The sequence below is a fragment of the Mesorhizobium sp. M0028 genome (assembly GCF_040323855.1).
GTDB lineage: Bacteria > Pseudomonadota > Alphaproteobacteria > Rhizobiales > Rhizobiaceae > Mesorhizobium.
Window position 1 is genome coordinate 68,749 of the sequence record NZ_JAMYVG010000005.1, and the last position, 22,991, is coordinate 91,739.

Annotated in this window: 26 protein-coding genes; 25 read left to right on the plus strand and 1 reads right to left on the minus strand. The window is 59.4% G+C overall.

Features of this window, described 5'->3' with window-relative positions; translation table 11 throughout:
* Positions 1–114: 114 nt before the first annotated feature.
* The 15 genes from otnC (at position 115) to NKJ93_RS12680 (ending at position 12,207) form a co-directional block, all read left to right on the plus strand.
* Positions 115–780, plus strand: coding sequence for a 3-oxo-tetronate 4-phosphate decarboxylase (gene otnC, locus NKJ93_RS12610; RefSeq protein WP_023718652.1), 666 nt, complete (start codon positions 115–117; stop codon positions 778–780).
* A gap of 94 nt (positions 781–874) precedes the next feature.
* Positions 875–1,384, plus strand: a complete 510-nt coding sequence (locus NKJ93_RS12615; RefSeq protein WP_023718651.1) for a flavin reductase family protein — start codon at positions 875–877, stop codon at positions 1,382–1,384.
* A gap of 52 nt (positions 1,385–1,436) precedes the next feature.
* The gene (locus NKJ93_RS12620) at positions 1,437–2,585 is read left to right on the plus strand and encodes an LLM class flavin-dependent oxidoreductase (protein ID WP_352494529.1); all 1,149 of its coding nucleotides are present in this window, start codon (positions 1,437–1,439) and stop codon (positions 2,583–2,585) included.
* Between the two features lies 1 nt (position 2,586).
* Positions 2,587–3,411, plus strand: coding sequence for an ABC transporter substrate-binding protein (locus tag NKJ93_RS12625; protein ID WP_031193900.1), 825 nt, complete (start codon positions 2,587–2,589; stop codon positions 3,409–3,411).
* Between the two features lie 56 nt (positions 3,412–3,467).
* A complete protein-coding gene (locus NKJ93_RS12630) occupies positions 3,468–4,130 on the plus strand; it encodes an amino acid ABC transporter permease (RefSeq protein WP_352494528.1) in 663 nt (220 codons plus the stop codon).
* A 2-nt stretch (positions 4,131–4,132) separates the two neighbouring features.
* Positions 4,133–4,789, plus strand: coding sequence for an amino acid ABC transporter permease (locus NKJ93_RS12635; RefSeq protein WP_023718647.1), 657 nt, complete (start codon positions 4,133–4,135; stop codon positions 4,787–4,789).
* Positions 4,786–5,544: an amino acid ABC transporter ATP-binding protein gene (locus NKJ93_RS12640; RefSeq protein WP_352589348.1), complete on the plus strand. Its 759-nt coding sequence runs from the start codon at positions 4,786–4,788 to the stop codon at positions 5,542–5,544. Before NKJ93_RS12635 ends, NKJ93_RS12640 begins: the two co-directional genes overlap by 4 nt.
* Before the next feature lie 36 nt (positions 5,545–5,580).
* Entirely contained in the window at positions 5,581–6,342 is a 762-nt protein-coding gene (locus tag NKJ93_RS12645) for an SDR family NAD(P)-dependent oxidoreductase (protein WP_352589351.1), read from the plus strand.
* A gap of 18 nt (positions 6,343–6,360) precedes the next feature.
* Positions 6,361–6,702: a RidA family protein gene (locus tag NKJ93_RS12650; protein WP_352589654.1), complete on the plus strand. Its 342-nt coding sequence runs from the start codon at positions 6,361–6,363 to the stop codon at positions 6,700–6,702.
* Positions 6,596–6,820, plus strand: coding sequence for a RidA family protein (locus NKJ93_RS12655; RefSeq protein ID WP_352589627.1), 225 nt, complete (start codon positions 6,596–6,598; stop codon positions 6,818–6,820). Before NKJ93_RS12650 ends, NKJ93_RS12655 begins: the two co-directional genes overlap by 107 nt.
* Positions 6,821–6,926: 106 nt before the next feature.
* Positions 6,927–7,676, plus strand: a complete 750-nt coding sequence (locus NKJ93_RS12660) for a GntR family transcriptional regulator (RefSeq protein WP_352589354.1) — start codon at positions 6,927–6,929, stop codon at positions 7,674–7,676.
* A 117-nt stretch (positions 7,677–7,793) separates the two neighbouring features.
* Positions 7,794–8,744, plus strand: a complete 951-nt coding sequence (locus tag NKJ93_RS12665) for a MurR/RpiR family transcriptional regulator (RefSeq protein ID WP_245278568.1) — start codon at positions 7,794–7,796, stop codon at positions 8,742–8,744.
* Between the two features lie 267 nt (positions 8,745–9,011).
* Positions 9,012–10,088, plus strand: coding sequence for an ABC transporter substrate-binding protein (locus NKJ93_RS12670; RefSeq protein WP_352589358.1), 1,077 nt, complete (start codon positions 9,012–9,014; stop codon positions 10,086–10,088).
* Between the two features lie 61 nt (positions 10,089–10,149).
* Positions 10,150–10,965, plus strand: coding sequence for an ATP-binding cassette domain-containing protein (locus tag NKJ93_RS12675; RefSeq protein WP_023718640.1), 816 nt, complete (start codon positions 10,150–10,152; stop codon positions 10,963–10,965).
* A 39-nt stretch (positions 10,966–11,004) separates the two neighbouring features.
* Complete coding sequence (locus tag NKJ93_RS12680; protein WP_023718639.1) at positions 11,005–12,207, plus strand: sugar ABC transporter permease; 1,203 nt, start codon at positions 11,005–11,007, stop codon at positions 12,205–12,207.
* Between the two features lie 218 nt (positions 12,208–12,425).
* On the opposite strand, the gene NKJ93_RS12685 is transcribed toward NKJ93_RS12680, so the two are convergent.
* On the minus strand, positions 12,426–13,460 hold the full coding sequence (locus NKJ93_RS12685; protein WP_352494546.1) for a LacI family DNA-binding transcriptional regulator: 1,035 nt from the start codon (positions 13,458–13,460) through the stop codon (positions 12,426–12,428).
* A gap of 172 nt (positions 13,461–13,632) precedes the next feature.
* On the opposite strand from NKJ93_RS12685, the gene NKJ93_RS12690 reads away from it, so the two are divergent.
* From NKJ93_RS12690 to NKJ93_RS12735, 10 genes are all read left to right on the plus strand, one after another.
* Complete coding sequence (locus NKJ93_RS12690) at positions 13,633–14,679, plus strand: sterol desaturase family protein (RefSeq protein ID WP_023718637.1); 1,047 nt, start codon at positions 13,633–13,635, stop codon at positions 14,677–14,679.
* Between the two features lie 97 nt (positions 14,680–14,776).
* Positions 14,777–15,742, plus strand: a complete 966-nt coding sequence (locus tag NKJ93_RS12695; RefSeq protein ID WP_352494524.1) for a sugar ABC transporter substrate-binding protein — start codon at positions 14,777–14,779, stop codon at positions 15,740–15,742.
* Positions 15,743–15,843: 101 nt separating this feature from the next.
* Positions 15,844–16,896 carry an ABC transporter permease gene (locus NKJ93_RS12700; protein ID WP_352589361.1) on the plus strand — a complete coding sequence of 351 codons (1,053 nt, stop codon included), beginning with the start codon at positions 15,844–15,846 and terminating at the stop codon, positions 16,894–16,896.
* On the plus strand, positions 16,893–17,915 hold the full coding sequence (locus NKJ93_RS12705; protein ID WP_502897180.1) for an ABC transporter permease: 1,023 nt from the start codon (positions 16,893–16,895) through the stop codon (positions 17,913–17,915). The genes NKJ93_RS12700 and NKJ93_RS12705 overlap by 4 nt, the downstream gene beginning before the upstream one ends.
* Before the next feature lie 127 nt (positions 17,916–18,042).
* The gene (locus NKJ93_RS12710; protein WP_352589364.1) at positions 18,043–18,888 is read left to right on the plus strand and encodes an ATP-binding cassette domain-containing protein; all 846 of its coding nucleotides are present in this window, start codon (positions 18,043–18,045) and stop codon (positions 18,886–18,888) included.
* 86 nt (positions 18,889–18,974) lie between these two features.
* Entirely contained in the window at positions 18,975–19,979 is a 1,005-nt protein-coding gene (locus tag NKJ93_RS12715) for a Gfo/Idh/MocA family oxidoreductase (RefSeq protein WP_023718632.1), read from the plus strand.
* Complete coding sequence (locus tag NKJ93_RS12720) at positions 19,976–20,935, plus strand: sugar phosphate isomerase/epimerase family protein (RefSeq protein WP_023718631.1); 960 nt, start codon at positions 19,976–19,978, stop codon at positions 20,933–20,935. The genes NKJ93_RS12715 and NKJ93_RS12720 overlap by 4 nt, the downstream gene beginning before the upstream one ends.
* Positions 20,936–20,946: 11 nt before the next feature.
* Positions 20,947–21,255: a MocE family 2Fe-2S type ferredoxin gene (locus NKJ93_RS12725; RefSeq protein ID WP_023718630.1), complete on the plus strand. Its 309-nt coding sequence runs from the start codon at positions 20,947–20,949 to the stop codon at positions 21,253–21,255.
* A gap of 1 nt (position 21,256) precedes the next feature.
* On the plus strand, positions 21,257–22,039 hold the full coding sequence (locus NKJ93_RS12730) for a TIM barrel protein (protein WP_352547748.1): 783 nt from the start codon (positions 21,257–21,259) through the stop codon (positions 22,037–22,039).
* A gap of 9 nt (positions 22,040–22,048) precedes the next feature.
* Positions 22,049–22,873, plus strand: a complete 825-nt coding sequence (locus tag NKJ93_RS12735) for a 3-methyl-2-oxobutanoate hydroxymethyltransferase (RefSeq protein ID WP_352589367.1) — start codon at positions 22,049–22,051, stop codon at positions 22,871–22,873.
* Positions 22,874–22,991: the final 118 nt, after the last annotated feature.

Genomic DNA, 22,991 nt, shown 5'->3' on the forward strand with positions numbered 1-22,991 from the left:
ATTATCTACAATCTGCAACGGGCTGTCGCCGCACTTTTGAGATTTTCAGGTTGGCGTCCGTGGGTAAGCTCAGTGCGTTTGGCTTCGTGCCATGCGCCTAGAATCTCGGGTGATATGGATCAGACGAAACTCTGTGAACAGATTGTCCGCTTCGGCAGGTCGCTGTTCGATCGCGGACTCACCCCCGGTTCCTCGGGAAACATCTCTGTTCAGCTCGACGAAGGCGGCTGGCTTGTGACCCCGACAAACGCGTCGCTCGGATTTCTGGATCCAGCGTCCATTTCCCGCCTTGACGCAAAGGGCAATCTTGTCTCGGGCGACAAGCCGACGAAGGAGATCCCCCTGCATTCCGCGCTCTACGACACAGTCAAAGGATCTCGGGCTGTGGTGCATCTGCATTCGACGCATTCGGTCGCCGTCACGATGCTTCCCGAGATCGATCCGAAGTCGGTGCTGCCGCCGATGACGCCGTACTATCTCATGCGCGCTGGCCGAACGGCGCTGGTGCCGTATTTCAGGCCGGGCGATCCGGCGGTCGCCGGGGCCATCAAGGGATTGGCCGGCAAATATACGTCGGTCCTGCTGGCCAACCATGGGCCGGTCGTGACCGGCAAGGACCTTGAGGGCGCCGTCTTTGCGATCGAGGAACTCGAGGAAACAGCAAAGCTGTACCTTCTGCTGCGCGGTCTCAACCCGCGATATCTATCTGCGGAGCAAGTCGAGGATCTGGCCAGGCAATTCCCGCTCCCGGGCCCTGACGGAGCGCACGACCACCATTAAACAAGGCAGTTTCGTCTGGAGCGGGTGGTCCAAAAACACATTGACAGATTGTAGACAATCTGCAATTTTGAAGATGGGAACAAGGAAGCAAATAATGCTCTCGCAGGACCTGAGTACCGAGCATTTCCGGCAATCGATGCGGCGCGTGGCGTCGACGGTCTGCGTGATCTCGTGCAGGCACGACGGGCGCCGATATGGCATTACCGTCACGTCGGTCACGCCGCTCAGCTTCGCTCCCATTTCGATCCTTGCGTGCGTCAACCGCAACTCGTCGATCAATGTGCCGCTCAAGGAAGAGGGGCAATACTGCATCAACGTGCTTCGGGCCTCGCAGGCTGACATATCCAACTCTTTCAGTGGCGGACGGCCGTCCGAGAGGCGTTTCGACATTGGCGAGTGGACCGAAAAGGACGGCATCCCCTACCTGGCAAGCGCGCAGGCGAACCTGTTTTGCGAGATGGATCAGGCGATCTCCTATGCCACGCACGACATCATCATCGGGCGGGTCGCAGGGGTGGCATTTGCCTCCGATGTCGACCCGCTGATCTACCATAACGGCGCCTACGCGCTGACTTCACCCATGGTCCTGCAGAAGGCTGGATAGGACTGTTTACCAACGTCGACAGCCGTCGCCGAGGGATCTTAGGAGCAAATGAATGCAGCTTGGCCTTTTTAACCTGATGACGCTTCGCGATCATCCCGACGGTGCCCAGGGCGTGATGCGCGATACCCGCAAAATGGTGGAGACCGCCGATGAGCTCGGCTTCGATGTCGCGTGGTTCGCCGAACACCATTTCGCCAACTATTCGAGTTCGCCGTCGCCGCTGATGATGTGTTCCTACGCGGCCGGATGGACCAAGCGGATCAAGCTAGGCCCGGGCGTTATCGTGCTGCCGCTCTACAATCCGCTTCGTGTCGCCCAGGAGATCGCGGTCGCCGACACACAGACCGAGGGCCGCCTCGTCATCGGCCTGGGTACCGGCTATCAGCGCTATGAGTTTGATCGCTACAACATCGTGCTGGACGACAGGGTCGACGTTTTCCTTGAGTATTGGGACGTCATCGAAAGAGCGCTCGTCGATGGCGAGGTCGAGTACAAGGGAAAGTACATTTCCCTCCCCAAGACCAGCTTCGCGATCAGCACCCAGCAGAAGCCTCTTCCCCCGATTTTTGTGACCTCCTCCCACCCGAAGCTTCTCGATCGCTTCAAGAAGTGGAAGGCGGTCCCGTTCCTTGCAGCCAGCACGCTCGGATCGCCCGTGCTCTACAAGATGGTCGACGGGCTCAACGACGCCTGGACATCCATCGGCGAGCAGCCTTCGACCAAGCCCTTGGCGATCATGCAGTACCTGGCCATAACCGACAGCCGCAGCGAGGCATTGGTCGTGGCGGAGCGGGCCCGGTACGTGGGGCGTATGGCGCATTATCTGCGCCAAGCCTCGCCGCCGCTGGACGACAACAGCTACATCAGCAACCAGACGTTCGAAGGCGAGTACACGCTCGACCAATATGCGGACAACATGGTGGTAGGCGATCCGCACGCCGTTGCCGAGAAGATGGTCGCGGACATCAAACGTCTCAATCCAAGCAACTACACCTGCAACTTCTCCTTCGGCTGCATGCCAATCGAGTTGGCGCATCGCTCGCTCGTTCGATTCAAGAACGAAGTCGTGCCCCTGATCGAGAAGGAAGTGGGACCTATCGAAGCTCGGCGTGACACCCAGGCTGGCGAGAAAGGCGAGTTGAGCGGTCTCAATTGCTCAGCCAACAAACTACTTGGTCTGCAACAAAGAAAAGGGGAATGAAATGAAAATGGTTATGAGGGCTCTGCTGGCTACGGCGGTCGCCACATTCACGCTGGCTGGTCAGGCGCATGCCGACTCCGCGCTCGACACGATCATCAAGAACAAAAAGCTGCGTTGTGGCATCATGCTGGACAGTCCGCCTGCCGGCTTCCGCGACTCGAACAACGAGCCCGACGGGTATGACGTGACGTACTGCAAGGACATGGCAAAGGCGCTTGGCGCAGAGCCGGAAATCATCGAGACGCCTTCGCCGGATCGTATCCCGGCGCTGGTTTCGAACCGCATCGACGTCCTTATCGCCTCGACTACGCCGACCCCGGCACGTGCGCTGACCGTGGCGTTCACCCAGCCATACACCAACAACGTCATGGCAGTCGTGACCCGCAAGGACACCGGCATCGCCAAATACTCTGACCTGGCATCCAAGAAGCTTGGTGGTGTCGTTGGCACCACGCCTGAGCAACTCTTCAAGGATGAGCTGGGCAAGGGCTGGGAGGGTACGGGTGCGACCTACACCGGCTTTGCGAGCGATGCGGAAACCTTCCTGGCTCTGCAGCAGGGCAAGATCGACGCCATCGTGATCAATGTCGCCGTCTTCAACTCGCTATCGCAAAGTGGTCAGTTCCCAGAGTTCGTGATGGCCGGACTTGCCCCTCTCGCCGACTTCGGATCGATTGCCGTCAAACGTGACGACCAACAATTCCTGAACTGGGCGCGGGTTTTCGTGTTCACTCAGGTTTCGAACGGGCGTTGGGCCGAGGTGTACCACAAGTACTACGGCAATGGTCCGCTGCCGCCGCTGACAGCTGAAGGCATTAACTTCTAAGCATAGAGCTTATGCCGGCAGGAAAACCCTGCCGGCATGAGCATGGGATGATTGGCATGAACGGCTATCAGTTCTACTGGTCCATAGTCTGGGATTCACTGCCCCTGCTGCTGGCCGGAGCCTGGGTGACGATCCAGATCACCATTCTCGCCTTCATTATCGGCACGCTCATTGCGATGCCCATGGCTGTCGCGCGCCAGCAGGGCGAGGGATGGGCCTACCGGTTTTCGACCTGGTGGGTGGAGCTGTCGCGCAACACGCCTGCTGTCTTTCAGCTCTATCTATTTTATTTCGGGCTGGGCGCCTTCCACATCAACATCCCCAGCTACGCCGCCGTCCTCATCTCCGTTTCCTTCAACAACGCCGGATACATGACAGAAATCTTCAGGGGTGGTCTCAACGCCATCCCGCGACAGCAGCTGTCGGCTTCGCGCTCACTCGGCATGACCAGCCCGCAGAGCTTCATCCATGTGATCTTTCCACAGATGTTCAAGGTGATCTTCCTCGCCTATGTCACTCAAGGCATCTGGGGAATGCTGAACACCTCGCTTGGCATGCTGGTCGGACTGCAGGAGCTCTCGGGCGCCACGCAGTACGCGCAGTCCGCATCCTTCCGGACATTCGAGTTCTTTCTGGTCACGGCGCTGATCTATTACCTCATCGCCAAAGGGCTGCAGTTCTCGTCCCACCTGGCCTTCCGCCTCATATACAGGAGCTAGGCGTGCAGTTTCAGTTCGCAAACCAAGGCCTCGCCTGGTCGGATGCTTATTTCCTGGCTCAGGGGCTGCTCAACACCGTCAGGCTGGCCGCCGCAGCAACCCTTGTCGGCACCCTTGCCGGGATCGTCCTTGGCTGGTTGCGCACCGTGTCAATGACCGTGAGGATCGCCACGGCCCCCTTCATCGACATCCTGCGCAGCGTGCCGATGATCATCCAACTGATACTCGCCAACAGCCTTCTATCGATCCTGGGCTTCGGCACTTCACCCTTTTGGTTCGGTACCGTCGCACTTGGTGCCTGGATGTCGGCAGTAACTGCCGAGGTGGTCCGGGCGAGCCTGCTCTCAGTCCCGGTTCAATACCGCAAGAGCGCTCGCTCGCTCGGCATGAACGGCTACCAGGAGCTCTTGTACATATCCATGCCCCTGGCATTCAGGACGGGTCTGGCTCCGTGGATCGGGCTCGTCCTCAGCCTGATCAAGGACAGCGCTCTCGCAGGCGTGGTCGGCTACATCGAATATATGCGTTCCACCCAGATACTCATCACCAGGACACATGAGACCTGGCTGCTGCTGATGGGTGCGGGGCTTTTCTATTTCCTTATCTGCTATCCTGTTTCCCGGTACAGCCGGCACCTCGAAAGAAAGGTCCGCGTATGATCCGCATCAGCAACGTCCAGAAGGCCTTCGGATCGGTGATCGTGCTCAAGGGCATCGATCTCACGGTCGAAAAGGGCGAACTCGTCTGCCTCATTGGCGCGAGCGGGTCGGGAAAATCTACGCTCCTGCAATGCATCAACGGGCTCGAACCGATCCAGGGTGGCGAGATCCTCGTAGACGGCATCAGCGTCCACGATCCGAAGACGGATATCAACAAGCTGCGCAGCAAGCTGGGCATCGTCTTCCAGCAGTACAACGCCTTCCCGCACCTCACGGCGCTGGAAAATGTCGCGCTGGCACCCCGGGTGGTCTCAAAGCGAAGCCGCGCTGTGGCGCGCGCACTTGCGCAGAAGCACCTCGAGCATGTGGGGCTGGGCGACAAGGGCGACAGCTTGCCGTCTCAGCTCTCAGGCGGCCAGCAGCAGCGTCTCGCCATCGCCCGAGCGCTTGCAATGGAGCCGAGCTACATGCTCTTCGACGAGGTCACCTCCGCCCTGGATCCCGAACTTGTCGGCGAAGTGCTTGAGACCATGCGCCTCCTGAAGAGCGAAGGCATGACGATGGTGGTTGTCACGCACGACATCAATTTCGCTCGGGAATCGGCGGACCGCGTGGCCTTTCTCTGCCAGGGCGAAGTCTGCGAAATCGGCACGGCCGAAGAGGTGATCGACAATCCCCGCAAAGAACAGACACAGAAGTTCCTGCGGCGCGAGAATCGTAAGCCTATTGAAATCGTCAGAAGCTCAGTCGCCTAGCGAATTCCATCCAAACGCAGCATCGAAGGGTAACTCATGATCTCGTTCAATCTCACGGGAAAGGCGGCGCTTGTCACCGGGGGCGCGTCGGGCATCGGCCTCGAAACCGCGCGGATGATGGCCAAGGCAGGCGCCAAGGTCGCAATCAACTATCTACCGGCCGACCAGAGGGGCGAGGCTGCTCTCGCTGGGCTCCAAAGAGAGGGGCTCGACGTCATCGGTGCTCCAGGCGATGTCGGCGACGGCGGGCAGGCCAAGGCAATGGTGCTCGAGGCGGTGGCGAAGCTCGGCCGTCTCGATCTGCTTGTCAACAACGCGGGAATACCGGGCGTGAAGGTCCCGGTGCCGATCAACGACCTGGACAGCATAACGGAGGAGCTTTGGGCAAATCTGCTGAACGTCAACCTGATGAGCGTTTTCAGGTGCTCGAAGGCCGCGGCGCCTGCTCTCAAGGTGGCCAAAGGTTCGATCGTGAACACCGCTTCCATCGCCGGCTTCGGCGCCGTGGCCAGCACCATAGCCTATAGCGGCTCCAAGGCCGCGGTCATCAACCTGACGAAGAACCTGGCGCGTCCGCTCGCGCCCGATGTGCGGGTCAACGCGGTGGCGCCCGGCGTCGTCGAAAGTTCGTGGGCGATTGAATGGTCGGAGGAGCGTCGCCAGAGCACCCTCGCCAGCACACCTCTGAAGAAAGTCTGCACCACTGCGGATGTCGCGGAGCTTATCGTCTTCCTCGGTTTCGCCGGCGCGCTGATCACCGGTCAGACGGTGGCGATCGATGGCGGCATCTCGATCTGATCAGCACTGGAGAACGGCATGGAACTCGTGAAGCTAAAGTCCGGCAGCATCCTGGAAGAGAAGGAAGGCTATTCGCGGATCGTCGCCCTCGACAACTGGATCTTCATGTCCCTGACCGCAGGACGCGACTACAAGACCCGTGTGATGCCTGAGACGGTCGTCGAGCAGGCAAGGCAAGCGATGAAGAACGTCGAAGGCGCGCTTGAGGCGGGTCGGCAGCAGCCTTGCGGATGTTGTGCGGCGACGCATCTTCATTCCGCGCCAGGAAGACGTCCCGGAAGTCATGGCCTATATGGGCGAGAAGTTCCGGGACATCTCTCCGGCAAGCTGCGTCAGCTGTGGTCCGTTGGGCGGACCTGAGTATCTCTTCGAAATAGAGCTCACTGCGTATCGTGGTGCTGGCTCCCGGCGAAGAACCTGGTGGTCTCGCTCTAACGGCAAGTCAGGCGGGACAGAACGTTTTCCACTTATTCCGTAAGGATAGCTTAGTGGCAGGCTTCTCATTAGATTATCGCATTCGTATATAGTCTACATTCCGAATGCCTGTGCAGCCGATCTCCTGCGGTCGCCTTATGAGGATCTTGATGCGACACGCGAATGAAACAGGCGCCATTCTGGCTCCCATGACGCAGATGGAAAGCACGCAGTTCGCTGCGGAGCAAATCCGGAACGCGATCATTGCCGGGCACTTCAAGCCCGGCGACCGGCTCGTCGAGCAACAGCTTACCGACATGTTGAACGTCTCCCGGCATCCGGTCCGGGAAGCATTGCGCCTGCTTGCTCGCGAGGGGTTCGTCGAGATCAAGCGGAACAAGGGAGCATCTGTCAGGGCGGTGGACGCAGACAGCGTCATCGAAGTCTACAATATCCGGATGGCCCTAGGAAAAATTGCCCTGGACCATCTGCTCGCGGAACCAGGTAGCCTAGCTTCGGTTGACCTCAAGCGTCTCGAAAAATTGGCTGAGAATGCCGTCAAGTTTGCTAACCTCGATAGCCAGGTCGAGACCGTTCGCAACGATCTTGAGTTCCAGCAAGCGATCATTGACGCGACGGGATTGCAGCGGACCATCCGCTACTTTTCCGAGCTGACCGCAGATGTGAGGCGCTTCAACCATCAGTTGGGCGTTGTCTATACAGACCGAAAGGGCGACGCCGAGAAGTATGTCGTCAAGCTACTCGAAAGCTTGCGCGACGGAGATCTCCGCACTGCGCATGAGATCTGGCAAGCCAAGTTCTCGAAGGCTCTCGAGCGCTACCTTTCGCTGATTGCCGACAGTGAATCAGATGGGGCGAGCCGCAACAGCGTGAAGACCGGTCGACCCTCACGTCGGTAGCAAGGGACGGCCTCGCACGAAGCATCTTCGCGCGTTGATTGTCCTCCCGATTTCGGCATCTAGGTCATGATGCGGCTCGGGCTTGATCGCCAACATGCACGCGCTTTTGCTTAAACAATGTTGCACCTGATTTCACTAGCAGAATCGACGCAGACGCGTCATTGTGCAATGAATATTGCGAAAGAGTGCAACATGAAACCGACCGCTGAAGCGCCGCGTGACTATGAAGAGCTCATCCGGCTCATCCACGACCGCTACGACGAAATGAGCAAATCCTACCAGAAGATCGCGCTCTATCTCACCCAGAATCCTAACGACGTTGCTGTCAGGTCGGTGAATGCAATTGGGGATAGCAGCGGAGTGCATGCCTCAAGCTTCGTGCGCTTTGCGCAGGCGCTCGGTTATGAAGGCTTCAAGGAACTACAGTCTCTCTTTCAGAAGCGCCTGTCGACCGCCGCGCCCGGCTTCGAGGCTCGTATCAAGGCGCTGGAAGGCGAATTGGGAGCGCGAACAGATCGTAGCGAAGTCGGATTCATGCGCGACCTCGTGGTTCGCGACATTGCCTCGCTTCAGGACATGCTGACACAGATACCACCCGAGGATCTGGCCAAGGCAGTGACCCTTCTCGAAAAGGCCGACGCGATCTACCTGATCGGGCAGTTGCGATCGACGCCTGTGGTCGAACTTCTCCGCTATATCTTGACGATGCTGGGCAAACGTTGCGTGCTGCTTGATCCCGGCGGCGGACTTGCTACGCATATGGCGCGCATGATCCGCAAGACCGATGTCTTGTTTGCCGTGTCCTTTCGCTTCTACGCCAATGAAGTGGTCAATGTCGTGGAAGAGGCCGCTCGCAGCGAAGTTCCGATAATTGCTATTTCCGACAGCACGCTGTCTCCGCTAGCCAAGAACGCCAGTGTTCTCTTCGCCGTACCGGAGCATGAATATACCTTTTCCCGTTCGCTTGCCGCCCCAATGTGCCTCGCCCAGGCGCTGACGGTTGCACTCGCGGCGCGACTGCAGAACAACGCTGTCAGTCCGCGCATACCCACCGTCACCGGGCAGTAGCGGTTCCCCGACAACAACCCGGGCGTTCCGCGTCCTTGGCATTCCGGTTGCGAACCAAGCGCGCCAGGTGCACTCGAGCCTGGATGTCGCAATAGAAATTGCGCGTTTCGCATGATGCAAAGATTTCATTGTCGCATCGTTGACACATCGTTCATTGCGGAATATTTATATCTTGCAATTTTCGTTGCAGCCTATCCTTAAACCGGTTCGGGGGTGCCCCGTGCCGTCGTGAAGGGGGGCGAACTGAGTATTCCATGGGAGGAAACTATGAAGCGACTTCTGACCGCATTTCTGACGGCAACCGCTATGGCAAGCGCCTTGGCGGCGGCACATGCTCAAGATGCCAAGAAAGTGTTCTTTTTACTGCCGAATACCACGACAATTCGCTTCACAAGCCGGGACGCGCCGTTCTTTGTCGCGGCAATGAAGGAGAAGGCGCCGGACGCTCAGGTGACCGTGCAGAATGGCGAGGGGGATCCGGCGCGGCAGCAGCGGCTGGTCGAAGACGCCATCACCCAAGGCGCCAGCGTGATCGTGCTCGCGGCGACGGACGCAAACCTCGCCGCTGGCAGTCTTAAGGCGGCAGCTGATGCGAAGGTGCCGGTGGTCCTTTATGATCACGACGCGGTCGGCGGCAAGGCCGAAGCGCACGTCGTCTTCGACTCATTGTCAGTTGGCCAAGCCCAAGGCAAGCGCGCCGCCGAGCTGATCAGCGCAATGAAGAAGTCGCCGGTCAAGGTTGCGCGCGTGAAGGGTAATGAGGGCGAATACGGTACAGGCCAGTATGAAAAGGGCCAGAACGAATTCCTTCAGCCGTTGATCGATTCCGGCAAGGTGAAGGTCGTCTGCGAGCAGTACACGCAGAACTGGGATCCGGCGCTGGCTCAATCTTTCGCCGAAGACTGCCTGACCCGCAATGGCGGTGATGTCGATGTCTTCCTCGGCATGAATGACGGTACCACCGGAGGCTCGGTTGCCGCTCTGATCAGCCAGGGGGCCAAGCCTGGCGACAAGCTGGTGACCGGCGGACAGGACGCGACCGTTGAAGCGTTGCGGTACGTCGCACAGGGATGGCAGGACAACTCCGTGCTCAAGGATCTCAAGGTTGAAGCGACCTATGCGGCGGACGTCGTGGCTTCGATCCTGGATGGCAAAGGAGTGCCAAAGGATCTGATCAACGGCAAAGTGAACAACAAGTTCATGGATGTGCCGGCTGTCTTCCTGCCGGTGAAGAACATCACCTTGGATAATCTCTCGGACGTCGTCACCGCCGGCGTCTGGACCTGGCCAGAAATCTGCAAGGGCATCGAAGACACCGAAGTCTGCAAGAAGAACAACAAATAGCGAGATCGACCGAAGGACAGCGGCGCTCGCTGTCCTTCGGTCACCTGATGGGAGGAGCCTGATGGTCAAAGCGGCAGCAACGCGCGGCGGCGCCGATGTTCGTGCGGCGCATAAATCCACGCCGCTAATTTCGATGCGCAATATCCGTAAGTCGTTCGGGTCGGTCCATGCTCTTCAGGGGGCTTCGGTGGACGTCCACGCCGGCGAGGTGGTCGCCCTGGTCGGCGACAACGGCGCCGGCAAGTCCACGCTCGTCAAGATCATGGCGGGCGTCTTCGGCTTCGACTCTGGAGAGTACACCATCGAAGGCCAACCGGCGAAAATCGGCAATCCTGCCGACGCCACTGCCCTTGGGATCCAGACCGTCTATCAGGATCTAGCGCTCTGCAACAATCTGGACGCCGTGCAGAACCTGTTTCTCGGGCGCGAGCTGACCGGTCCGACATGGTTCGGCCGACGGATCCGGCGTGCCGAGTGCGAAGTTCGTGCCCGCGAGGTGCTGACGCGCATGCGACTCGGCCAGCTGTCACTGACGCGTCCTGTCGGAGCAATGTCTGGCGGCCAGCGACAGAACATAGCCATCGCACGTTCCATTCTGTGGACGCCGAAGGTCGTCATATTCGACGAGCCGACAGCCGCACTCAGCCACTCCGCAGCCGAACAGGTCTCGGCCCTGGTCCGCACGTTGGCCGACGAAGGGCTCGGCATAGTCGTGGTTAGCCACGACATCCACAATTTCGTCGTCAACGCCACCGACCGCATAGAGGTCATGCGCCTGGGCGCGAACGTCGCGAGTTTTAAATCGAGTGAAGTGACAGGCGAGCAAGTGGTCAACGCGATGGTCGGTGGCAACGAGGCAGTCAACCTCGCTGGCTGAGCCCCGCGGGGCGAAAAGTATCAGAAGGATACGTCAAGAATGGCAAACTCGGCCGCCGCTTCCGGTGACGTCAAACGCCGCACCATCGGCGAAGTGCTCAACAGCGACATGCGTGCGCTGCCCGTCATAATCGGGCTGGTGGCGCTGTGGGTGTTCTTCGCGCTCCAGAGCAATGTCTTCCTGACACCGCAGAACCTGTCGAACCTGCTCGTCCAGAGCACGGTTGTGGGCATCATGGCGATCGGTCTGATGTTCGTGCTGCTGGTCAAGGAAATAGACTTGTCGGTCGCAGCGATCAACGGCGTGACATCGGTCCTGATGGCCAAGCTGGTTGTCGACTACGGCGTTTCGCCCTGGCTGGCGGTGACGGTCGCAATCGTAATGGGTGCTGCTATCGGCAGCTTTTCGGCGCGCTGGGTCACGTTTGTCGGCGTACCGTCCTTCGTGGTGACGCTGGGGCTCGGACTGGCTCTCAATGGCTTGCAACTCGTGCTTTTGCCTCCGACCGCCCGCTACGGTTTGATGGGAACCGGTATCGACAAGATTGCAGAGACTAAGATTTCGGGGATCACGTCATGGAGCGCGCTGGCGATTGGGCTCGTCGCGTTTGCCGCTCTGGTCCTGTCGGGCATTGCCCGCAGAAAGCGCGCCGGTCTGGAAGCTTCCCTGTTCAGCCGATTTGTGCTGCCGCTCGGCGCGGCCGCGATTTTTGGCGCCATCGTCGTGATGATCCTCAACGCACATCAGGGCATACCAGTTGTGGTTTTGATCTTTGCGATCCTGCTCGGGATAGGCGGGTATATCCTCAAGGAAACCCGGTTCGGCCTCTATCTTTATGCGGTCGGCAACAATGACGAGGCTGCGCGACGGGCCGGCGTCAAGGTTGCGCGCATCAAGATGGCGGCCTTCGCTATTGCCGGCGCTATCGCTGCGCTGGCTGGCGTACTGGGCGCGTCGCGGGCACTAGGCGTTGGCGTCTTCTCCGGTGGCGGAGTAGGGGGCGGCACGCTGCTGCTGGAATCAATTGCCGCCACCGTCATCGGCGGCGTCAGCCTGTTCGGCGGCCGCGGCTCCATTCACGCGGCCCTGTTGGGCGCGCTTGTTATCGGAACAGTCCAGAACGGGCTCAACCTGATGGGCGTCGAGAACTACGTTCGCCTCATCGTGACGGGACTGCTTCTCGTGCTGGCGGTATCGATCGACAAGCTGATCGAAAAGGCCATGGGTCAGCAGAATTTCTGATTTGCTTCAAACCCACTCTGAACGACCGAATTCGATACCTTGGCGGTCGTTCAGTTTCGAAGGTTCGATGACGCGATCTGACCCGAAGCAGACTCGCAGGTGAAGCAGGGCATAGCCGCTCCGCGCCCAAATATAGCCGTTGAGGTCCGTTTGTGCGTCACCTGAAAGCGACATCCTATCGGGTCGCAGGACGCCCGCGCCAGTAGCTGACATCTGCGTCAGATATTCTCCGGCGTGACGATTTCAAAAGGTATGGATCGCTGAAGGGTGGCAAATGGTGCTTGCGGTCCAATGACATCGATCATCGTTTGGACAAGAAGGGCCGAGGTCGATTCGAGCGGGTGGCAAAGAGCTGCAGTGATCAGGCCCTCAGACAGTCCCTTTCGAGTTTCGGGTCCAATGTCACGGCATACTACTTTGATACCCGACCGCCGCTCAGGAGACACCTCCCTCAAGGCACGAAGTACACCAGTTATTCCGCCGCCGACGATCAGAATTCCGACAAGATCGTCAGTCGATTTCAGAAGCTCAGTCACCATTCGATAGGCCTCACTGGCTTCCTCGTGGGTCGGACGGCTTTCCTCTACCGCTAGCCGTGGAGCGTGCTCGCGCAAATAGGAACGGAAACTGGCGTCTGACACATCCTGGCATTGATACCGGTGGTTGCCTATGAAAACCGCTATACGACCCGGTCCGTGAGTGGTTTGGGTAATCAGGAAGGCTGCAGTGCGCCCCAGCTTCCAGTTGTCGGTGCCTACATATGCGGCCCTTTCCGGCGCGGACTGATCCGTGATGTAGGAGACAACCGGTTTGCCCATCTCGTTCAGCGAACGGATGGCCTGGCCAATGATGGGATGATCTGCCGCGACCACCGCAACGGCGTCGCATGAATCGCCCAGCGCAATCAGACCGCTCGCGATTGTCTCCGGCGTCAGCAGATCCACGAAGTCGACTATTGGATCGATGACCTCGTCGCGACGCTCGCGACAGGCGGCAATAATCTTCTTCCCGAACAATTGGTAGAGATCACGGGTCGACTGCTGAAGCAGGAAGCCCAATCGGTAGTGTGGAGATATTTTACGAGCCCGATCATCAATGGCTCCGATTCCGTAAAACCCAATTTCCTCCGCTGCGCTTTGTACTCGTTGGACGGTCTTCGGGCGTACTGAAACGGTGCCACTTAGAATTCGATTCACGGTCGCCACCGAAACGCCTGCCGCAGTAGCGAGATCGTGGATTGTCGGTCGCCTCATGAGCTCCATCCCATCTATATCATCATGACTGATATTAAATGATACAAATGTCGCTTTGATACTATTTTCGCCTTCTAGAAATATCAAGCCTCCGATATGAATGCCACCCAATTGAGGGCCGATGTTTGGACGAGCCCAGTTGGGAATAGCTCCGCAGGGAGGCGCTGTTACGATGGATGACCTTCAGTATGGAACGCGCGATAAACGCGGTAACTGGGCTCCGCATCGCCGGGCCGAGCCGGCGCCAATCTGGCATCATCCGTTCAATGCAAAGAAGGTGGTGGCGTGGATTCCTGAATTTCTCTGGCCGTGGAACGCCTTTCATATTGCCACGTCGATTATTTGGGTGAACTTCCTTATCCCAAGCTGGCAGAGCCTCGCGACCTTCTCAGTTCTCAACTACTTCTGGCTATACGGCCTAAACGCCGCCGGCATATTCCTTTTCTATGGCTTCTTCGAGCTGCGCTATTACTTCCAGCGGAAGCAACAGAACCGCTTCAAATATAATCCAAAATTCCCTTCGGACGCGCCGTCTGACGTGTTTTGGTTTCAAAGCCAGAACATCGACAATTTCACCCGCTCGTTTTTCGTCACGATACCACTATGGACAGTGGTCGAGATCGTGATGCTGTGGGTCTATGCAAACAGCTGGGCGGTCTGGCTGCCATGGACGACGAATTGGCTTTACCTCTCGTTCCTGGTGCTTATCGCGCCGGCCGTGCATGAGGTCTATTTCTTCTTCCTTCACCGGGCGATCCATTGGCCGCCGCTCTACAAATGGGTGCATTCGGTCCACCATAACTCGATCAATCCAAGTCCCTGGTCGTCGCTGTCGATGCACCCAGGCGAAGGCTTCCTCTATCATGCTGAAGCCTGGCTGCACCTGTTGATCCTTTCTAATCCGGTCTGCGCCTACTTCACGCTGCACGGAGCGGGATTTGGAGCGGTGAACGGCCACCTCGGCTTCGAGACATTCGAAATCACCGACAAGGTTAAACTCGATAGCCATTCGTACGTGCACTACCTACACCACAAGTATTTCGAGGTGAACTACGGCGGTGATGGGCTGGTACCCCTCGATAAGCTGTTCGGCACTTGGCACGACGGCAGCAAAGAAGCCGATGAGGTCATGAAGGCCCGCTTCCGCAAGAAGAAGGAAAAAATGCGTGGCCAGCAGGAAGGCCGCAGCGATCCCACGTCTGGAATGCCGGCGGAATAACGATCCAAACGCTGTTTCGACTGCGCCTGAGAGGAGTGGGCCCGGGACAGCAAGACTTTTTTGTTGAGACCCCACGGGGTAAATTGGGAGGAAGATTATGAAGCTTTTCAAGACACTCGTGTCGACAGCGGTGCTGATTGGATTCAGCGCCGGCGCGACGCTCGCTGCCAATATCTTCGTGGTTGGCGGCAAGCCGGACGATCCGTTTTGGTCGATCGTAAAGCGCGGTGCTGAAGACGCTGGCAAGGTCGTCGAGGCCCAAGGTGGCAAGGTCACCTGGCTCGGGCCGCAGAACTATGACAATCTGGGCGTGGACGCCGCCGAATTGATCCGTCAGGCCATCGATCAGAAGGCCGACGCCATCGTCGGCCCGGACTGGGTGCCGGAAGCGATGGACCCGGCGTTCAAGGCAGTGAGGGATGCTGGCATTCCCCTGATCATCTACAACGCCGGCGGGCTGAAAGCGGCCGATCGTCTTGGCGCCATGAACTATGTCGGCTCAGACGACTACAAAGGCGGTGTCGCGGCTGGCGAGTACCTCACCAAGGCCGGCAACAAGAAGGGCGTCTGCATCAACACGCTGCCCGGCGCCGCCAATATTGAGGCCTTCTGCGGCGGCTTCAAGGAGGGGATGAAGAACGGCGGTGGCGAAGCCGACGTCCTGCCATTGCCCGCTACATCCTTCGGCTCGGCAACGGCCGTCGCCCAGGCGGTCAAAGCCTATCTGCTGCAGCACCAGGACGTGAATGCCGTCTTTACCATCGGCAACGTTGACGCCAACTCGGCCATGAACGGCCTTACCCAGGCCGGCAAGGTTGGGAAAGTGCAACTCTGCGGCATGAACTTTGACGAAACCATCCTGAACAACATCAAGGATGGCAAGCAAGCCTGCGCGATCGACCAGCAAGGCTACCTGCAGGGATACCTAGCTGTAGCGATCCTGAACGGCCACGTCAATTACGGCTTGGCGGTGCCCACCCGCGAAATCCTTACGGGACCAGGCATCATCGACAAGACAAACGTCGACGCCACCATCGCCGGTGTGAAAGCAGGGGCGCGATAATCCTCCCGCCTGGGCCGCCCTCGCTTTACAGCGGGCGGCCCTTTTTCCCTCTCTCTGCGGCGGCCACATCGCGGCCGGCCGCGTGATCGCGGATTACCCTAATGGCACATCCCGTGACGTCCACATTAACCCCGGCGCCTCACCGCACGCGGTCCGGACTAGCCCTCGGCCGGCTGGCGCGTCGACCAGAGGCGGGCTCGTTCCTCGGGCTGGTCGCAGTTCTGCTTTTCTTTGGCCTGTTCGGCGGAAGTGCCTTCACGTCGGCAGCCGGCACGGCCAGCTGGTTGAACATCGCGTCTGAGATCGGGATCATCGCGCTGCCGATAGGGTTGCTGATGATCGCCGGGGAACTCGACATCTCGGTCGGTGCCGTGATCCCCGCGGCGTCTCTCACCGCTGCCATCGTCTCGGGTCACTATGGGTTGCCCAACTGGCTTGGCATAACGGCCGCGCTTGGTCTCGGCCTCGCTGTCGGCTTTCTCAACGGGCTGTTCGTGACGAGAACCACCATCCCGTCGCTCACAATCACCATTGGCACCATGTTCCTCACGATGGGTCTGACGCTAGGTCTCACCGTCAAGATCGCCGGCAGCACCGGCGTCTCGCTCGTGCCGGACCCGCTCACCAAGGTAATCTTCGGCGACTATCTCGGCGGCATGTTTCAAGTCACGATCCTATGGTGGGTGGTGTTCGTGATTGGCTTGTTCTGGCTATTGCACATCTCCCCGATAGGCAACTGGATCTATGCACTCGGCGGTGACAAGGAGAGCGCGCGTAATGTCGGCATTCCGACCAAACGGCTGACCATTGGTCTGTTCATGCTGTCCGGCTTCAGCGCCGCTTTCGTTGGGGTCAGCGAGGTGATGGTTTACCAGAGTGCGCAGGTTCTGGCCGGTCAGTCCTTCATCTTCAATTCCATCATGTGTGTGGTCATTGGGGGCGTTCTGCTCACGGGCGGCTTCGGCTCGATCGTTGGCATCGTGTTTGGCACGATTACCTTCTCGATCGTGAACCAGGGCATCTACTTCACGAGCATGGATCCCAACATCGGTAGCGTCATAATTGGCGCGCTTCTTTTGATCGCGGTGCTGACCAACGACACCTTCCGGCAGCTGGCGCTCAGCTATTCGTCGAAGAAGGGGCCGCAGTCATGATGGACGCAATCAAATCGGTGCTGCGCCGTCCCGAAGCCGGCTCGATCCTCAGTCTTATCGGCGTCGTGCTGTTCTTCGTTCTGTTCGGCGGCGCCAGTTTGGGCACGCTCGTTGGTGCAGCGAGTTGGGTCAATTTCGCGGCCAATCTGGGCATTGTCGCCATTCCAGTCGGGCTGCTGATGATCTCGGGCGAACTCGACATCTCCATCGGCGCTTTGATCCCCGCGGGTTCCATGACAACCGCCATACTCACCGGCTATTACGGACTGCCCATTGGGGTGGGAATTGCTGGGGCGCTGACAGTCGGCGTGGCGGTCGGCCTGGTCAACGGCCTGCTGACGATCCGCACCTCCGTGCCCTCGCTAATCATTACTCTGGCCACGCTGGTCGCCATGCAGGGGGTGGTGCTCAGTGCTTCGGTGCTTCTGACCGGGACTGCCAGCGTTGCCCTGACCGCGCCGGGCTGGGCCAAATTCCTGTTCGGCCAGTTGATCGGTGGCAGTCACCAGGTCATCATCATCTGGTGGATCGCATTCGCCGTGATCATCGGCTTCGTTCTGCACAAGACCCGTTACGGCAACTGGCTGTTTGCAATGGGCGGCGATCGTGTCAGCGCCCGCAACGCCGGAATTCCGACAGACCGCATGACCATTGCGCTGTTTGTGTTGTCCGCAGTCAGCGCCACCTTTGTTGGCATCTGCCAGGCGATCCTGTTCAATTCCGCCCAAGTCTCCGGCGGCATGAACTTCATCTTCAACGCCATCGTGTCCGTGGTGGTGGGCGGCGTATTGCTGACCGGCGGTTTCGGGTCGGTTGTTGGTATCTTCGTCGGCACCATCACCTTCGCCATAGTCAGCCAGGGCATCTACTTCACCCAGATCGACCGAAACTGGTCGAACCTGATCATCGGTGTGATGCTCTTGGTGGCCGTGCTGATGAACCAGTCGTTCCGCGATTTGGCTTTGTACTTCAGACCGCGGGGTAAGCGAAGCCTGCCGCGGGAGCCAGCAAACCCATGAGAAACGAGTTGTTACAGCAGCCGGGCCCTGAACTCGTTTCCGTCAACGGGCATCGAGCTTCGATGAATACCCTGGCCGATCAACCGCATCAGCCAAGCCGGTTCGCAGATGAAGAGGTGCGCACGCCATGAACGACAAACCTGCCATTCTCGAGCTGAAAAGCCTCAACAAATCCTTCGGGCCGATCGATGTCCTGCACGATATTTCGCTGAGGGTGCGCGCCGGCGAAGTGCTTTGCCTTCTCGGCGACAATGGCGCCGGCAAGTCCACCCTCATCAAAACCCTGGCCGGGGTCCACAAACCAACCAGCGGCCAGATACTGATGGATGGTCAGCCGGTGACCTTTACTGGGCCGAGTGATGCGCAGGGACGGGGCATCGCCACGGTGCACCAGTTCGGCGGCACGTTTCCGCTGATGAGCATCGGGCGGTCCTTTTTCGTCGGCGTCGAGCCGACCAAAGGTTGGGGACCGTTCAAGATCTACGACCGCAAGCGCGCCAACGAGATCGCGGTGAAAGCGGTCCGGGATTTCGGAATTACCCGCATTGATGACGGTGACCGCCTAGTCGGCGGCCTGTCGGGCGGAGAGCGCCAGTCGCTTGCCATTGCCCGCGCTGTGTATTTTGGAGCGCGCGTGCTGATCCTGGATGAGCCGACCGCGGCGCTCGGCGTCAAGCAGGCCTCCCACGTGCTGCGTATCGTCAATGAGTCCAAGAAGCGTGGCTTGGCGGTGGTCTTCATCACCCATCAGGTCATGCACGCCATGACTGTCGGCGACCATTTCGCGGTGCTGATCCGCGGCGCCATCGCCGATGATTTCCGCAAGGGCCAAAGGTCCCGCGAGGAGATCACGGATCTGATGGCTGGCGGCGAGACCATGGCCGGCCTGGAAGCCCAGGTCGAAGGTTACATGGCCGAGCATGAAGGCCATCCGCCGTCCTTCCAGGTGCTGGAGGGATCAGCCGCTCCGTAGACCCTTCCCTGGAGCCCCGGCAAGTCGGCTGCGCATCACGGCGCGCCGCTGCCCGGTAAATTAGAAACGCAAAGAATAGGACTAAGATGACAATCCGCATTGCGGTGATCGGCGCCGGCCTGATGGGCGCAGATCATGCCAAGATAGTCGCCGAGGAGCTTCCAGGCGCAAAGCTCCAATTGATCTGCGACATGGATCAGCAGCGCGCTCGCCTGGTCGCCGATGCATGTGGTGCCGTCGACATTGCCACCGACCCCAACGGCGCCATCGCGCGGCACGACGTGGACGCCGTGATCATTGCGAGCCCCGATTTCACGCATGCACCTCTCTCGATGGCCTGTATTGCCATGGGCAAGCGCGTTCTGTGCGAAAAGCCCCTTTCACAATCGTCCGCTGACTGCATCGCCGTGATGGAAACCGAACAGAAGGCAGGGGCGAAATTCGTCCAGCTCGGCTTCATGCGGCGTTACGACCGCTCCTATCAGGAAATGAAGCAAGCGCTCGATAATGGTCATCTCGGCCGGGCGCTGATGATGCACAATTTTCACCGCAATGTTGAGACACCTGCGGCCGATTTTACCGGCGCTATGGCCATCACGAATTCGGCACCGCACGAATTCGACGTCGTGCGTTACGTGCTCGGGACAGAATATGCCTCTATTTCCGCGTTCCAGCCGCGCCGCTCGGACGCGCGTGTCGCACCTGTCGTCATGGTGCTGGAGACGGTGGACGGGCAGCTCGTCAATATCGAGATCAACAACAACGCCGCCTACGGCTATGACGTCCGCGCCGAACTGATCGGCGAGCGCGGAGCGGTGGCGACGAACAACATTGCCTACACCCACAGGGAGTCGGCGCTTGCCCAAAGCACAAGCTACGACGCCGACTGGCGGACCAGGTACTATGATGCCTATCGCCGCCAGAACCGCGACTTCCTTCGCTTTGTCATGACCGGTGAGTTCCCCACGACCGCCTCGGATTGCTGGGACGGCTATTGCGCCGCAATCGTTGCCGAGGCTGGCGTGAGTGCGTTGAAGGAAGCCCGTCGTACGCCTGTGCAGATGATTGCAAAGCCGGAGTTCTACGCGTGAAGCTGGGTTTCGTTTCAGACAGTCTCGGCAATCTGCCGTTCGACGCGGTGCTTAATCATGCCCAGCGCATGGGGGTATCCGGCATCGAAGTAAACGCCTGCGGCTGGTCGACCGCCCCGCATTTCCGGCTTTCGTCCATGCTGGGTAACAGGGAAGCGCAGAAGCGGTTTGCTGCAGCCTTCGAGGAACGCGGCCTGGAGATCATCAGCCTCAACGCAAACGGCAATCCGCTGCACCCGACCGATCCGGCCCAAGGCCAAGGATTGAAAGACACGATCCGCGTCGCCGGAGAGATGGGCATTCGCACCGTCTGCACCATGAGCGGTCTGCCGGCTGGCAGCGCTGGCGACAGCATGCCGAACTGGGTCGTCTCGTCTTGGCCGCCGGAAACGCAGACCATCCTTAGATATCAATGGGAAGATAAGCTGATACCCTTCTGGACCGAGATCGCGGCGCTGGCGAAGGAAAACGGTGTCGATCGCATCGCGCTCGAACTCCACGGCAATCAGTGCGTATACAACGTGCCCTCGCTCCTGAAACTGCGGGAAGCGGTCGGACCTGTCCTAGGCGCCAATCTCGACCCCTCGCACCTGTTCTGGATGGGCGCTGATCCTCTCGCTGCCGCCGACGCGCTAGGCGAGGCCGTCTATCACGTTCACGCCAAGGATACGATGCTCAACCGGCCGGTTCAGGCAACGACCTCGCTGCTTGAGAATGGGAGCCTGATGAACATTCCGGCACGGTCCTGGAGCTACATTACACTTGGGTTCGGGCACGGCGAGGAGTGGTGGCGGCAGTTCTGCTACCGACTCAAGATGGCTGGCTATGACGGCTGGCTTTCCATCGAGCACGAAGACGTCCTTCTGAATTCGCTGGAGGGACTCGAGAAGTCCGTCGCGCTGCTCCAGGGCGTGATGCCGTCCGCTCCCGCAGACTTCAAACCGCAAGATATCTGAGGAGAGAATCAATGCCCTGGGTTGACGCTTGTGCCGCTGATGAAATCGAAGCCGAGGAAGCTAAACGCTTCGAGAATGGCGACCGTACCTTCGCAATCTTCCGCAACGACGCGGACGAATTCTATTGTACAGACGGGCTTTGCACGCATGAGAAGATCCACCTTGCCGACGGTCTTGTCATGGGGAATACGGTGGAGTGCCCCAAGCATGCTTCCGTTTTCGACTTCACGACCGGCGAAGTAGAGACGCCACCGGCGTGCGAGAACCTCAAGACTTACAAGACAAAGGTCGAGGACGGCCGCGTGTATATCGAGGTCTGACATGTCCGATACCTTTACGCTTGCGGCATGCGCCGAGATGCTCTGGCGCGACCGGCCGATGGAATGGCGCGTCAAGCGCCTCACCGAAATAGGCTTCCAGGTCGGCCTCTGGAACTGGCCCGATCACGACCTCGCAATGCTGGAGAAATCCGGCGCGATCTTCTCGATCATGAACGGCTATCTGCGCGGCAGGCTTGCCGACGACGAGGGTGCCGCCGAACTGTTGAAGACAGCAAAGGAGACGGCGGCGGTTGGCAAGCGCCTCGGCGTCGCGCGGCTCAATTTGCACGGCACCGGGCTCGGCGATGGCGGCATGCCGGTCACGCCTTGCGAAACGATAACCGGCGCGATGTGGCTGAAGGCGCGCGAGACGCTGAACCGTATCGCGGATCTAGCCGAGGCCGAGGGAGTGACCTTCACGCTGGAGAATCTGAACCTTCCGGTCGACCATCCCGGCGTGCCGTTTGGGCGCGCCGAAGACACACTTGCGCTGGTGTCGAGCGTCAACCGACCGGGCCTGCGCCTCAATCTCGATCTCTACCATGCGCAGATCGGCAAAGGGAATCTGATCGCGCTCTGTCGCGCCTGTCTGCCTTGGATCGGCGAGGTCCAGGTGGCCGACGTTCCCGGACGCATGGAGCCCGGCACCGGCGAGATCAATTACCGGGGCATCGCCCGCGCGCTTAAAGACATGGGCTACCGCGGGCCGGTTGGGATGGAGGCGTTTGCCTCCGGTGATCCCGAGGCGGCGCTACTAGCCTTCCGCGAAGCTTTCACCGTCTGAGGAACAAGAATGGTCACCAAGAACACCCGGCCCACCGTCGCAGACATTCGCGCCATGAAGGCGCGCGGCGAGAAGATCTCGATGCTTTATGTCACCACGGAAGAAGAGGCCGCGGCCGCGAACGCGGCGGGGATCCAGATGCTGTCGATCGAGGGGCGCTTTTTCAGTCCTCAAATGCGTGAGGCGGCTGGGCGCTGCTTCGTCCAGGTCGGTCTGCCGTATGGTGGCTGGGGAACCTTTGAGGGCCGACCTCTCGCAACTGCCGAGGACTATCTGCGAGCAGCTTTCCACTTCGCAGCGATGGGAGGTGACTGCTTCTATTGCGCTGCCTCCTATGACATCCAGAAGACATTATGCGATAATCACGTGCCAATCGTCGCACATGTCGGCCTCATTCCTTCCTACATCACCTGGACAGGCTTTCGGGCGGTGGGCAAGACCGGGCAGGAAGCCCTGAAAGTCTGGCAGCAGGTGAAGCAGCTTGAGGCCATCGGCTGCTTCGGCGCCGAGCTTGAAGTTGTCCCTGACAAAGTCGGTGCATTCATCTCGAAGAACACTTCGATGATCATGCTCGGCATGGGGGCCGGGCCGGGAGCCGATGCGCAATATCTGTTCGCCGAGGACGTGCTTGGCCATACCGATCGCCATAAGCCGCGCCATGCCAAGACCTATCGCAATTTCGCGGCCGAGTATGCGCGGCTCCAACAGGAGCGGATTGCGGCGTTCAAGGAATTCGTCGCCGACGTCGGTTCGGGAGCCTACCCGCAGCCGCAGCACAATGTTGCGATCGCGGAGGCGGAATACCGCCAATTCCTGGAGCAGGCGAAAGCCTAAACCAGATCCAGAGACATCCTTCAAATGGGGAGGGACGGGCTCGTCCCCCATCAGCGGGCAAGCGCGTTCAAAACTTTCTCGCTGATCTAAAGATCAACCAGACACACAGCAAAGCTAG